The 13,131-nt window shown below is 68.3% G+C and carries 10 protein-coding genes; 3 read left to right on the forward strand and 7 right to left on the reverse strand.

What is annotated here, in order from left to right; all coding sequences use genetic code 11:
* Nucleotides 1-100: 100 nt before the first annotated feature.
* A complete protein-coding gene (gene leuS / locus AC1DY7_RS03970; protein WP_477492358.1) occupies nt 101-2,953 on the forward strand; it encodes a leucine--tRNA ligase in 2,853 nt (950 codons plus the stop codon).
* A 182-nt stretch (nt 2,954-3,135) separates the two neighbouring features.
* Nucleotides 3,136-4,350: a formaldehyde dehydrogenase, glutathione-independent gene (gene fdhA / locus AC1DY7_RS03975; protein ID WP_477492359.1), complete on the forward strand. Its 1,215-nt coding sequence runs from the start codon at nt 3,136-3,138 to the stop codon at nt 4,348-4,350.
* Between the two features lies 1 nt (nt 4,351).
* Here the strand turns inward: fdhA and AC1DY7_RS03980 are convergent, their stop codons facing one another.
* Nucleotides 4,352-5,017 carry an SDR family oxidoreductase gene (locus tag AC1DY7_RS03980; RefSeq protein WP_477492360.1) on the reverse strand — a complete coding sequence of 222 codons (666 nt, stop codon included), beginning with the start codon at nt 5,015-5,017 and terminating at the stop codon, nt 4,352-4,354.
* Between the two features lie 68 nt (nt 5,018-5,085).
* Here AC1DY7_RS03980 and ggh point away from each other — a divergent pair, with 68 nt between their 5' ends.
* Nucleotides 5,086-6,426, forward strand: coding sequence for a glucosylglycerate hydrolase (gene ggh / locus AC1DY7_RS03985; protein WP_477492361.1), 1,341 nt, complete (start codon nt 5,086-5,088; stop codon nt 6,424-6,426).
* Here ggh and AC1DY7_RS03990 read toward each other — a convergent pair.
* The 6 genes from AC1DY7_RS03990 to AC1DY7_RS04015 form a co-directional block, all read right to left on the reverse strand.
* Nucleotides 6,423-6,896, reverse strand: a complete 474-nt coding sequence (locus tag AC1DY7_RS03990) for a MarR family winged helix-turn-helix transcriptional regulator (RefSeq protein ID WP_477492362.1) — start codon at nt 6,894-6,896, stop codon at nt 6,423-6,425. The two genes, ggh and AC1DY7_RS03990, sit on opposite strands and share 4 nt — an antisense overlap.
* Before the next feature lie 70 nt (nt 6,897-6,966).
* Complete coding sequence (locus AC1DY7_RS03995) at nt 6,967-7,728, reverse strand: amino acid ABC transporter ATP-binding protein (protein WP_477492363.1); 762 nt, start codon at nt 7,726-7,728, stop codon at nt 6,967-6,969.
* Nucleotides 7,728-9,434 (reverse strand): ABC transporter substrate-binding protein/permease, encoded by a 1,707-nt coding sequence (locus AC1DY7_RS04000; RefSeq protein ID WP_477492425.1) that lies wholly within the window; start codon nt 9,432-9,434, stop codon nt 7,728-7,730. Before AC1DY7_RS04000 ends, AC1DY7_RS03995 begins: the two co-directional genes overlap by 1 nt.
* A gap of 115 nt (nt 9,435-9,549) precedes the next feature.
* Nucleotides 9,550-10,212 (reverse strand): GntR family transcriptional regulator, encoded by a 663-nt coding sequence (locus tag AC1DY7_RS04005; protein WP_477492364.1) that lies wholly within the window; start codon nt 10,210-10,212, stop codon nt 9,550-9,552.
* Nucleotide 10,213: 1 nt separating this feature from the next.
* Nucleotides 10,214-10,990 (reverse strand): LLM class F420-dependent oxidoreductase, encoded by a 777-nt coding sequence (locus AC1DY7_RS04010; protein ID WP_477492365.1) that lies wholly within the window; start codon nt 10,988-10,990, stop codon nt 10,214-10,216.
* A 41-nt stretch (nt 10,991-11,031) separates the two neighbouring features.
* Nucleotides 11,032-13,080: a PhoX family protein gene (locus AC1DY7_RS04015; RefSeq protein WP_477492366.1), complete on the reverse strand. Its 2,049-nt coding sequence runs from the start codon at nt 13,078-13,080 to the stop codon at nt 11,032-11,034.
* Between the last annotated feature and the right edge of the window lie 51 nt (nt 13,081-13,131).

A 13,131-nucleotide genomic window follows, 5' to 3' on the forward strand; every position in this document is an offset into this window, starting at 1 on the left:
GCCGGAACCGAGCTGCAACCGTGTGCAGACCGCTCTGCAACGGAACCTTTACCAACCCGTGGCCGAAGGGCACCGAAGCGGCGCTTATACCCTGTTTGGCGTGACAGACGCCCCGCCCGACACCGAGACCTCCCCAGATGTGGACGCCCCGAGCCACCGCTACACCGCGCAACTGGCCGGGGCGATAGAGGCCGACTGGCAGGAGACGTGGGCGCAGCGGGGCACGTTCAACGTCCCGAACCCCGTCGGGTCACTCGCGCCGGCCGACGGTGGGCCGGTGCCCGCGGACAAGATGTTCGTCCAGGACATGTTCCCGTACCCGTCGGGCGACGGCCTGCATGTGGGGCATCCGCTCGGCTACATCGCCACCGACGTCTACGCGCGCTACTTCCGGATGACCGGCCGCAACGTGCTGCACGCGCTGGGCTTCGACGCGTTCGGCCTGCCCGCCGAGCAGTACGCGGTGCAGACGGGGACGCACCCGCGCACCCGCACCGAAGCCAACATCGTCAACTTCCGGCGTCAGTTGGGCCGGCTGGGCCTGGGCCACGACACCCGGCGCAGCTTCTCCACGACCGACGTGGACTTCTACAAGTGGACGCAGTGGATCTTCCTGCAGATCTACAACGCGTGGTTCGACACCGACCTCAAACGCGCCCGCCCGATCGGCGAGTTGATCGCCGAGTTCGAGTCGGGTGCGCGCCCGCTGCCCGACGGCCGGGACTGGTCGGCGCTGTCGGCCGCAGAGCGCGCCGACGTGGTGGACGGTCACCGCCTGGTGTACCGCGCCGACTCGATGGTCAACTGGTGCCCGGGTCTGGGCACCGTGCTGGCCAACGAAGAGGTGACCTCCGACGGCCGCAGCGACCGCGGCAATTTCCCGGTGTTCCGGAAACGCCTGCGGCAGTGGATGATGCGCATCACGGCGTACTCGGATCGGTTGCTCGACGATCTGGACACGCTGGACTGGCCGGACAAGGTGAAGGCCATGCAGCGCAACTGGATCGGCCGGTCGGTCGGTGCCTCGGTCGAATTCGGGACAGCCGCCGGTGCTGTTGAGGTGTTCACCACCCGTCCGGACACCCTGTTCGGCGCCACCTATCTGGTACTCGCGCCCGAGCACGATCTGGTCGACGCGCTGGTGTCCGCCGCATGGCCCGATGGCACCGATGCCCGCTGGACCTATGACGCGGCCACCCCGGCCGAGGCGGTGGCGGCCTACCGGGCCTCGATCGCGGCCAAGTCGGACCTGGAGCGCCAGGAGAACAAGACCAAGACGGGCGTGTTCCTCGGTGCGTACGCCACCAATCCGGTGAACGGCCAACAGGTTCCGGTGTTCATCGCCGACTATGTGTTGGCCGGCTACGGTACCGGCGCCATCATGGCGGTGCCCAGCGGCGATCAGCGTGACTGGGAGTTCGCCACCGCCTTCGGCCTGCCCATCATCGAGGTGATCACCGGCGGTGACGTGAGCGTTGCCGCGTACAGCGGTGACGGGGAACTGGTCAACAGCGACTACCTGAACGGGCTGAGCGTCGCCGCGGCGAAGGAAACCGTGGTGGCCCGGCTGGAGGCCGACGGCCGCGGCCGGTCCCGGGTGGAGTTCAAGCTGCGCGACTGGCTGTTCGCCCGGCAGCGGTACTGGGGCGAGCCGTTCCCCATCGTCTACGATGCCGACGGCCGGGCCCATCCGCTGCCCGAATCGGCGTTGCCGGTGGAACTTCCGGACATCCCGGACTACGCGCCGGTGTCCTTCGACCCGGACGATGCGGACAGCGAACCGTCGCCGCCGCTGGGCAAGGCCACCGACTGGGTGCACGTCGAGCTGGATCTCGGGGATGGGCTCAAGCCCTACACCCGCGACACCAACGTCATGCCGCAATGGGCGGGCAGCTCCTGGTACGAGCTGCGCTACACCGACCCGCAGAACCCGGATGAGTTGTGCGCCAAGGAGAACGAGGCGTATTGGATGGGGCCGCGCCCCGACATCCACGGGCCGGCCGACCCTGGCGGGGTGGACCTGTACGTGGGCGGTGTCGAGCACGCGGTGCTGCACCTGCTGTACTCGCGCTTCTGGCACAAGGTGCTCTTCGATCTGGGCCACGTCAGCTCGTCGGAGCCCTACCGGCGGCTGATCAACCAGGGCTACATCCAGGCGTTCGCCTACACCGACGCCCGCGGCAGCTACGTGCCTGCGGCCGAAGTGGTTGAGCGCGAAGGAAAGTTCTGGTTCGAGGGTGCGGAGGTGAATCAGGAGTTCGGCAAGATCGGCAAGAGCCTGAAGAACTCCGTCTCGCCGGACGAGATCTGCGAGGAGTACGGCGCGGACACGCTGCGGGTCTACGAGATGTCGATGGGCCCGCTGGAGGCGTCGCGGCCGTGGGCCACCAAGGACGTAGTCGGCGCGCACCGCTTCCTGCAGCGCGTGTGGCGCGCGGTGGTCGACGAGGCGACTGGTGCCGAACGCGTCGCCGAGCACGAGGCGCTGTCGGACGACACCCTGCGCGCCCTGAACAAGACCATCGCCGGTGTGGCCGAAGACTATGCGGCACTGCGTAACAACACCGCCGCAGCAAAGTTGATCGAATACACCAACCACCTCACCAAGGAAGGCGTGACGGCGCGCGCCGCCGTCGAGCCGCTGGTGCTGATGGTCGCCCCGCTGGCGCCGCACCTGGCCGAGGAATTGTGGCGCCGGCTCGGGCACGAGACCCCGCTGGCGCACGGGCCGTTCCCGGTCGCCGACGAGCGGTACCTGACCGACGACACCGTCGAACTGCCGGTCCAGGTGAACGGCAAGGTGCGCGGCAAGATCACCGTGCCTGCCGACGCGGACAAGGCGGACCTCGAAGCCGCGGCGCGCGCCGACGAGAAGGTGCTCGCCTTCTTGGACGGGGCCACCCCGAAGAAGGTCATCGTGGTGCCCGGCAAGTTGGTCAACCTCGTCGTCTGAGCGGAACCACCCAACGGTGGGGAGCGATCCCCACCGTTGGGCTAGTTTCTCGCCCGAGATCTGCAGACATCGGCATATCCGCATGCGGCGCACGGATACTGGTCTCAGGGCCGCGCAGTCGCGGCGGAAATCCCGCCTGAGAGAACGACATACGGTGATCGCGGCCCAGTCTGGGGTACGTGATGAGTGACAACCGGATCGTCGTCTACAAGGGTCCCGGCAAGGTGGCCGTCGAAACGCTGCCCTATCCGAAACTCGAGGTCCCGGCCGAGGTCGCCTCGGCGATGGGGATGAGCCGCAAAGCGGATCACGGCGTCATCCTCAAGTGCGTGTCGACCAACATCTGCGGCTCCGATCAGCACATGGTCCGGGGCCGCACCACCGCCCCCGTCGGTCAGACGCTCGGCCACGAGATCACCGGCGAGATCGTCGAAAAGGGCTCCGACGTACAGTTTCTCGAAGTCGGCGACATCTGCTCGGTGCCGTTCAACATTGCCTGCGGGCGCTGCCGGAACTGCCGGGAAGGCCAGACCGGGATCTGCCTGAACGTCAACCCGGCCCGCGCCGGCTCGGCGTACGGCTACGTGGACATGGGTGGCTGGCTGGGTGGCCAGGCCGACTACGTCATGGTGCCGTTCGCCGACTTCAACCTGCTGAAGTTCCCCGATCGCGATGCGGCCCTGGCGAAGATCCGTGATCTCACCATGCTGTCGGACATCTTCCCCACCGGCTACCACGGCGCCAAGACCGCCGGCGTCACCACCGGATCGACGGTGTACATCGCCGGCGCGGGCCCCGTCGGTCTCGCGGCGGCGTACTCGGCCCACCTGCTGGGCGCGGCCGTGGTGATCGTGGGTGACCTGAACGCCGAGCGGCTCAAGCAGGCCGAATCCTTCGGCTGCGAGACCGTCGACATCAGCGCGGACGCCACCCTGGAAGATCAGATCGCCGACATCCTGCACACCAACGAGGTCGACTGCGCCGTCGACGCGGTGGGATTCGAGGCGAGCGGCCACGGGCAGGGGGCGGGAGAGCAACCTGCCGCGGTGCTGAACTCCATCATGAACGCGACCCGGGCGGGCGGCTCACTGGGCATCCCCGGCCTGTACGTCACCGGCGACCCGGGCGGCACCGACGACGACGCCAAGCACGGCACGCTCAAGGTGCGCCTCGGTCTGGGCTGGGCCAAGAGCCACAGCTTCTACACCGGGCAGTGTCCGGTGCTGAACTACAACCGCGGCCTGATGATGAGCATCCTGCATGACAAGGCCCACATCGCCGACGCGGTGAACGCCACCGTCATCGGGCTGGACAAGGCCCCGGATGGCTACGCCGCGTTCGACTCCGGGGTGGCGCAGAAATTCGTCCTGGATCCACACGGCATGGTCCCGGCCTGATTCAGCGGGGACGGACGACGACCTCGTGCACGTGGCCATCCGGTGGGGTGGCCACGGCATGGGCGACGATCTCGGCGACGGTCTCCGGGCGGAGGAACTTGGCCGCGTCGTACTCCTTCTCCTCGTAGGCGATCAGATCTCGTTGCATCTCCGAGTCGGTGCGCCCGGGGAACACCGAGGTGACCCGCAGCGACGGCTCGTCGGCGCGTAGCGAGTCGGCGAACGCGCGCAGCGCGAACTTGCTCGCCGAGTACGACGCCATGCCCGGCGACACCGTCCGGCCCGCACCCGAATTGATGAACACCACATGCCCGCGCGCGGCGCGCAGCTGCGGCAGCAGCGCCAGGGTCAGGGCCACCGCACCGGTCACGTTGACCTCGAAGCTGGCCCGCCACTGCTCGACGATGGAGTCCCCGACCCGCCCCGGGTACAGCACGCCGGCGTTGTGCACCAGCACGTCGAGTTCGGCGAGGACCTCGGTGGCCGCCTCGATCGAATCCGGATCGGTGAGCTCCAACGGCCAGGTCGGGGCGCCGAGTCGCTCGGCGAGCGCATCGAGGCGGTCCGACGGACGGCCTGCCAGCAGCAGCGTGTGGGTGGGAGCGAGCGCGGCGGCGATGGCGGAACCGATGCCGCCTGCGGCGCCCGTGATCAATGCGGTCGGCACCCCTGGAAGCGTACTGATCTGCGCGCTCCAATCTGCAAAGCGCCCTCCGGCGTCGCATGATTGATGCGATGCCACCCGATCCGAGTTTCGCCGCCACCCAACTCGCCGCCCGCGCGGCCTATCTGCTGCGCGGCAACGACCTGGGCGCCATGACCACCGCTGCCCCGCTGCTGTACCCGCACATGTGGAGCTGGGACGCCGCGTTCGTCGCGATCGGGCTGGCACCGCTGAGCGTGGAACGGGCCGTCGTCGAGCTCGACACCCTGCTGTCCGCGCAGTGGCGCAACGGGATGATCCCGCACATCGTCTTCGCCAACGGGGTCGACGGCTACTTCCCGGGCCCGGCCCGGTGGGCCACGTCGGCACTGGCGGCCAACGCCCCGCGCACCCGGCACACCTCCGGCATCACCCAGCCGCCTGTGCACGCCATCGCCGTGCAGCGGATCCTGGACCACGCCAAGACCAGAGGTCGGTCCACCCGGGCGGTCGCCGAGGCGTTCCTGGACCGGCGGTGGGCGGATCTGGTGCGCTGGCATCGGTGGCTGGCCGAGAGCCGCGATCAGCAGGGGCACGGCCGCGTCACGCTGTATCACGGCTGGGAATCCGGGATGGACAACTCGCCGCGCTGGGACAGCGCCTACGCCAACGTGATTCCGGGCAACGTGCCCGAATATCAGCGCGAGGACAACAAGATCAACACCGACTCCAGCCAGCGTCCGTCGGATCTGGAGTACGACCGGTACCTGTGGCTGCTGGAAGAGATGAAGTCGGCGCGCTACGACGACGAGCTGCTGCCCAAGGTGATGAGCTTCGCCGTCGAGGACGTCTTCGTCTCGGCGGTGTTCTCGGTGGCGTGCACGGTGCTGGCCGAGATCGGCGAGGACTACAAGCGCCCGCACGCCGATGTCCGTGACCTGTACGCCTGGGCCGACCGGTTCCGCGCCGGCGTCGTCGAGACGGCCGACGAGAGAACCGGTGCGGCAAGGGATTTCGATCTGCGCACGGAGAAGTGGGTGGCCACCGAGACGGTCGCGCAGTTCTCGCCCCTGCTGTGCGGCGGGCTGCCGCACGACAAGGAACGCGCGCTGCTCAAACTGCTTGAGGGCCCGCGGTTCTGCGGGCATCCGGACCTGAAGTACTCGCTGATCCCGTCCACCTCACCGGTGTCGCGGGACTTCCGGCCGCGCGAATACTGGCGTGGCCCGGTGTGGCCGGTGATGACGTGGCTGTTCTCCTGGTGCTTCGCGCGCCGAGGCTGGGCCGAACGATCACAGGTGTTGCGCCGGGAAGGCTTGCGCCAGGCCAGCGACGGGACTTTCGCCGAATACTACGAACCGTTCACCGGCGAGCCGCTCGGCAGCATGCAGCAGTCCTGGACGGCGGCCGCGGTACTGGACTGGCTGGGCTAACTGCCGGGCTTCTCGACCGGCTGCGTCTGGTCGGCCAGGCGGTCCAGCGAGCCGAGCGCCGCCAGCAGCGTGCGCTGGTCGTCGTCGGTGAGCTTGGCCACCATCTCGCCGAGGAAGGCCCGGCGGGTGTCCAGCGCTTCGCGGTGCTGCACCAGCCCGCGCGGTGTCACCTCGACCAGGACCGCGCGCAGGTCCGATGGGTCACGAGAACGCTTGACCAGGCCCAACTTCTCCAGGCGCCGGATCGCGACGGTGGTGGTGGGGGTGCGGACCCGTTCGTGCGCGGCCAGTTCGGTCATCCGGATGGGCCCGCTGTCGAGCAACGTCAGAAGGATGGACAGCTGAGCCAGCGTGAGGTCGCCGGCCTGACCCTTGTTGGGGTCCCCGCGGCGCATCACGGAGAACAGCTTGGAGAGCACCCGCTGGAGCTCTCCGGCCAGCTCAGCGACCTGCGGTTCGGTCTCGACCATAATTCGCTAGTCTAACCTGTCTGCTCCTGCCAGGTCGGTTCCGCGATGAAGTTTCGGCGCGAATACAGATTCACAACACCTGGGACAGGAACCGACGGAGTCGGTCGGTCTCGGCGGCCTCGAAAATCTGTTCGGGCGGACCGGATTCGACGACCTTGCCGTGATCCATGAACACCACGGTGTCGGCGGTGGACCGCGCGAAGCCCATCTCGTGGGTCACCATCACCATCGTCATGCCGCCGGTGCCGAGCTCGGCGATCAATTCCAGGATGCCCTTGACCAGTTCGGGATCCAGCGCCGAGGTCGCCTCGTCGAAGAACATCACCTGCGGCGACATCGCCAGGGCCCGGGCGATGGCGACCCGTTGCTGCTGGCCACCGGACAGCGTCGCCGGCCGGGCATCGGCCTTGTGCCGCAGTCCAACCCGGTCCAGTTGCGCCAGCGCCAGCTCGTGCGCCGCCTCGGCGGACAAGCCCTTGAGCTTGCGCGGTGCCAGCGCCACGTTGTCCAGCACGGTGCGGTGCGGGAACAGGTTGAACTGCTGGAACACCATCCCGATCCGCTGCCGCAACGCATCCGGGTTGTCACCCAGCACCGAGCGGCCGTCGAGCAGGATGTCGCCGCGGTCGGGTTCGTACAACCGGTTCAGGGTGCGCAGCAGCGTCGACTTCCCCGAGCCCRACGGCCCGATGATCGCGGCGGTACTCCCGGCGGGCACCTGCACATCGACCCCGCGCAGCACCGGATTCGGCCCGAACGACAGATGAATGTCCTTGGCTGCCAGCGATACCGCAACTTCCCCCGTCGCTTCGCTCGCCCCTGGATCGGCCATCAGATCACCTCTTCCTGCACCGGCGCGGGTTGGCGGCCGGTGCGCAGGCGCTCGTCGATGACGTTCACCAGGTGGGTCAGCGGAATGGTCAACAGCAGGTAGAACAATCCGGCCGCCACCAGTGGGGACAGGTTCCCGGTCTGGGCGTTGAGGTCACGGCCCACCTGGAACAGCTCGCGCTGGTTGGCGATCAGCCCCAGGAAGTACACCAGCGAGGAGGCCTTGAGCAGTGAGATGAACTGGTTCACCAGCGCGGGCAGCACCCGGCGGATGCCTTGGGGCACCACCACCAGCCGCATCGACGAGGTGTAACTGAAGCCGAGCGCACGGGAGGCCTCCAGCTGGCCGGCCTCCACGCTCTGGATTCCCGAGCGGAAGATCTCACCCACATACGCCGCCGACATCAGGCCCAGCGCGGCGATGCCCAGCGGATAGGGATTGTTGCCCGTCAGCCCGCCCACGATCGGGCCGATGCCCAGCCCGATGACCAGGATGATCACCACCTCGGGCAGCCCCCGGAAGATGTCCGTGTACACCCGGGCGGGCCAGCGCAGCCACCGGGAGCGCGAGATGCCCGCGATGGCCAGCACCAGGCCGAGGATGACGCCGATGACGGCGGCGCAGACCGTGAGGATCAGGGTGTTCGGCAGGCCGGTCTTGAACAGATCGGGGATGGCCTGGCGGTACAGGTCCCAGTCCAGGAATGCCGCACCCAGTTGGGCCAGCGTGGATTTGGGTGCGGCGCCACCCGCGGCCGGTGTGTCCGCGTGCTGCGCGGCGATGGCGGCGAAGTCCGGAAGTTGAGGCACCGGTGCGGCTTTCGAGCCGGGTTTCCAGCCGGGGGGCAACGCGCGCGGCACCCAGTCCGAGTACAGCTTGGCCCAGGTGCCGTCGGCGATGGTCGCGTCCAGGCCGGCATTGAGCGCGTCGATGAGCGGCTTGTTCTCCTTGGCCACCGCCCACGCGACGAAATTGTCCAAACTGAAGGTGTTTTCGACGATGGTGGCCGGGTCCCCGGACTGCACCGTACCGACCGCCTGCTGCGACGGCGCCACCCACGCGTCGATCTGCCGGGTCTTCAGGCTGGCGTAGACGGTGTTGTAGTCGGGGAATTTCACCGGGTCCAGGTGCAGGGTGTCGACGACGTAGGCCTCCTGCACGGTGCCCTGCACGACGCCGATGCGTTGGCCCTCGGCCAGCTTCTCGAACCCGGTGATGGCCGAGCCGGTCGGCACGACGAGTGAGAAGTAGCCGAAGTCATAGCCGTTGGTGAAGCCGACCGTCTTGCGGCGCGCGTCGGTGGTGGTGATCGACGACGATCCGGCATCGAACCGGCGTGACGCGACCTGGGCGAGCAGCCCGGAGAAATCGGTGCCGACGAAGTTGATCTTCAGCCCGATCCGGTCGGCGACGGCCCGCAGCAGCTCGTTGTCGAATCCGGTGAACTGGCCCTGGGAGTTGATGCAGATACTGGGCGGCGCGTCGGACAGGGTGCCCACGGTGAGCACTCCGGGGACGCCGAGTCCCAGCGCGTTCACGTCGATGCCCGCCACGGGTTCGACGCCTGCGGTGGTGTATTTGTCCGCACCGGGACCCTTGGCGGCCGCAGCCAGATTGGTGGGCAGCGCGCTGGCGCTGTCGACACCGGGCGGGGCGCACTGATCGGCGCCGGCGGGTGCGGCGAACGCGAGCGCGCACGCCATCATCGCGATCAGCACACAGAGCACCGCCCGGCCGATGCGATTCGGGACAGACGTCATCGTGGCAACGTAACCGCTGTGCGGCCGTGGGCCATCGGTTCGGCTCAAACAGATCGGTCCCTCAGTAGGTGTCGGACGGTATCAGCGGTGCGAGCACGCCGCGGCGCACCAGTTCGGCCAGCATGACCCGCCCCATCAGGGCGGCGGCCGTCTGGCACGCGGCGCGGGCGGCGTCCGGGTCGCCGTCGGCGATGGCATTGGTCTCGGCGTCGAAGTGCGCCAACAGTGCCGGACCCACGTGCAGGTGGTCGGCCCAGAAGGCGCGAGGGATGAACGTCTGGGATGCCCCGATGGCGGCCTGCAGGCGGGGGCCGGCATGGCGCTCCACCAGCAGTTGCCGGTATTCCCAGGCGATGTCGTGGAAGTTCTCGGTGCGCAGTGCGCCGGTGAGGTCCTTCAGCCGCCCCACGGTCTCGGGTGTCGCCTCGGTGGCCGCGCCCGCCGAGACCAGGCCGTTGAGCACCCCGTACAGGTTGTAGTGCTCGAGCAGCACGCGGGCGTCGAATCGTGCGATGAACGCGCCGCGGTGGTAGCGGGTAACCACGATGCCGTCGTGCTCGAGTTGCGCCACCGCCTCCTGGACGGGCACCCGGCTCACCCCGAGTTCGGCGGCAAGTTCGTTGCGGTCCAGTCGATCAGCCGAACGGAGCTTGCCCGTCAGGATCAGGTGCGCGACGTGGCCGACCACCTGTTCGCGTTCGTTGACGCCGTAACGCTTGGGCATGTCACCGTCGGCTGTCGCGCCACCGGACCAGTTCTTCGGCTTCGGACAGGTCGTAGTCGGGACCGTTGACGCCGACCGTCAACAGTGAAACACCCAGTGCGGTAAGTGCTTCGGCGTTGGCGATCAGCCCGTCGCCCTTGCCGTCGACGCCCGAGGACCGCTCGATGGCGGCAGGGTCACGGCCGACGTCGGCGCAGTGCCGGTCCAGTACGGCGGCCTTCTCCGGGTAGGTCTCCGCGGTGGTGAACCCGTGCCAGATGTGCGCGTACTGGGCCACCAGCTTGAGGGTTTTGCGCTCGCCCTGGCCGCCGATCAGGATCGGGATTTCGCGCACCGGCTGCGGGTTGAGCTTGCCGAGCCGCGAGGTGATCCGGGGCATCGACTCGGCCAGGTCGTCGAGTCGGCTTCCGGCGGTGCCGAAGTCGTAGCCGTACTCGTCGTAGTCCTTGTCCTTCCAACCCGATCCGATGCCCAGGATCAGCCGTCCGTCGGAGATGTTGTCGACGGTGCGGGCCATATCGGCCAGCAGCTCGGGATTGCGGTAGGAGTTGCAGCTGACCAGCGCGCCGATCTCGATGCGCGAGGTCTGCTCGGCCCAGGCGCCCAGCATGGTCCAGCACTCGTAGTGCGCCCCGTCGGGATCGCCGTACAGCGGGAAGAAGTGATCCCAGTTGAACGCGATGTCCACGCCCAGGTCCTCGCAGCGGCGCACCGCGTCGCGCATCAGGCCGTAGTTGGGGGAGTGCTGGGGTTGCAGCTGAACGCCGATACGGGTCATGGGTACCAACCGTAGCGCGGTGCGCTCATCGAGCAGTGGCGTTAGACGCCGATGGCGCCACCGTCACGCCACACCGCGACCACCGCGGGCCGCGCCGGGGCGCTGCCACCGTCGGGCCAGTGCGACAACGGGTTGTCCAGGCTGTGGTCGTCGCCCTCACCGGGATGCTGCACACTGACCGTGACCAGGTCGTCGGTCACCACGGGACCGCACGTCTCCGCCCCGATCGGCACCGTGAGGAACTGCTTGGTCTCGCCCCGCCGGTCCCCGGTCAGCGCGACGGCGAACAGTCCGTCGTTGGACTTCAGGGCGTTGCCGTCGGTGGAGATCCACAGGTTGCCGTGACCGTCGAAGGCCACGTTGTCTGGGCAGGAGATGGGACTGACCTTGGACTTGTCGAAGCCGCCGAAGTAGGTGTCGGCCGCGGCCGGGTCGCCGCACACCAGCAGCAGCTCCCAGGTGAACGCGGTGCCGCCGTGGTCGTCGGTGATCTCCAGGATCTGACCGTTCTTGTTCTCGTTGCGCGGGTTGGCCGCATCGGGCTTGGCCTTGCCCTCGGTGCCGCGTTTGTCGTTGTTGGTCAGCGCGACGTACAGCTTGCCGGTCTTGGGGTCGGCCTCGAAATCCTCGGGGCGGTCCATCTTGGTGGCGCCGGCCTTGTCCGCGGCCAGCCGGGTGAACACCGCTACGTCCTGCGCCGAAAATCCGTCGACGAGCGACTCGGCCTTGCCGTCGGGGCCCGAGTGCAGCAGCGGAATCCAGGTGCCGCCACCGGCGAATGCCCCTGCGGCAGGAAGCTTTCCGCTGCCGTCGATCTCGGTAGCCGGGATGTCACTGGACAGCTTGGCCACATACAGCGTGCCCTCGTCGAGCAGCGTCATGTTGTGCGCGAAGTTACCGGGCTGGATCTTCTTGTCCGACACGAACTTGTACATGTAGTCGAAGCGTTCGTCGTCGCCGGTGTACACCGCCACGGTGCCGTCGCCGGTGACGTAGACGTTGGCCGCCTCGTGCTTGAAGCGCCCCAGCGCCGAGTGCTTAACCGGCGTCGAGGCGGGATCCCACGGGTTGATCTCGATGACGTAGCCGAACCGGTTCACCTCCTGGGGCGCCTTGGCCAGGTCGAAGCGGGGGTCGAAGTTCTCCCACTTGAGTTCCGAGGGCTCGGTGACCACGCCGTAACGCTTGTACCGGTCGGCGTCGGCGGGCACGGTGCCCTCGACCGCACCGAAGTAGGTGTGGAAGTTCTCCTCGCCGGAAAGGATGGTGCCCCAGGGTGTTACACCACCGGAGCAGTTCGCGAAGGTGCCGATGACGGTGCGTCCGTCGGCATCGGCGGCGGTGCGTACGGCGGGCGCACCCGCGGCGGGGCCGGTCAGGGCGAACGGGGTGTCGACGGTGATGCGCCGGTTGTAGCGGCCCATCACCGGACGCAGACCACCCTGCGGGCTGCGCTGCACCTCGACGACGGACAGTCCGACCGCGCCCGTCTCGACGTCGAACTGCTCGCGGGTCGGGGCGTCGGCGTCGTAGCCGTGGAACATGAACTGGGGGCTGACATATTCGTGGTTGCTGACCAACAGGTAGTGCCCGGCCACGCCCTCGATCGGCAGCAACGCCGCGAAATCGTTGTTGAAGCCGAACTGCGCGCGCTGTGCGGCGCCGGTCTGCCGCTTGACGTCGAACACCGGTGCACCGGGCAGAACCGGATCGCCCCAGGCGATCACGACGCGCTGCTGATAGCCGTCGGGGATCACCACGGCGTCCTCTTTGTTGGGCGCGACGCTGTCGAAGCGCATCCCGGGCAGCGGTTGGCTGGGTGCCTCCGCCGAAGGTGATGGCGCGGTGGTGGTCTCGCCGGAGCACGCGGCCAGGGCCGACCCGGCGCCGACGGCCAGCACGGCGACGCCGGTGGCGCGCAGCACCGATCGCCGCGACATCGACGCGACGATATCGCCGAAGTACTCGTTGGCGCTGGTGTTGGGAGCGGGCCGCGAGCACGCGTCTCCGCACCGGTTGCGGCAGGTCACGTGCTGGCGTGACGACCGCCCCGGGTGTGCGACCAAGAGATTCAGCGGTACGAGCGGCATGGGTGCACGGGTCCTTCCCCCGGGAGTCCGGTCGCGGGCTGGGCGACCGGT

The sequence above is a fragment of the Mycobacterium sp. P2_H7 genome, from assembly GCF_056403275.1.

Excerpts from the sequence above, each read along its gene's own strand:
- AC1DY7_RS04015 (WP_477492366.1), bottom strand. The coding sequence starts at position 13,080 with ATGCCGCTCGTACCGCTGAATCTCTTGGTCGCACACCCGGGGCGGTCG.
- fdhA (WP_477492359.1), top strand. The coding sequence starts at position 3,136 with ATGAGTGACAACCGGATCGTCGTCTACAAGGGTCCCGGCAAGGTGGCC.
- AC1DY7_RS04005 (WP_477492364.1), bottom strand. The coding sequence starts at position 10,212 with ATGCCCAAGCGTTACGGCGTCAACGAACGCGAACAGGTGGTCGGCCAC.
- AC1DY7_RS03990 (WP_477492362.1), bottom strand. The coding sequence starts at position 6,896 with ATGGTCGAGACCGAACCGCAGGTCGCTGAGCTGGCCGGAGAGCTCCAG.
- AC1DY7_RS04000 (WP_477492425.1), bottom strand. The coding sequence starts at position 9,434 with ATGATGGCGTGCGCGCTCGCGTTCGCCGCACCCGCCGGCGCCGATCAG.
- AC1DY7_RS04010 (WP_477492365.1), bottom strand. The coding sequence starts at position 10,990 with ATGACCCGTATCGGCGTTCAGCTGCAACCCCAGCACTCCCCCAACTAC.
- ggh (WP_477492361.1), top strand. The coding sequence starts at position 5,086 with ATGCCACCCGATCCGAGTTTCGCCGCCACCCAACTCGCCGCCCGCGCG.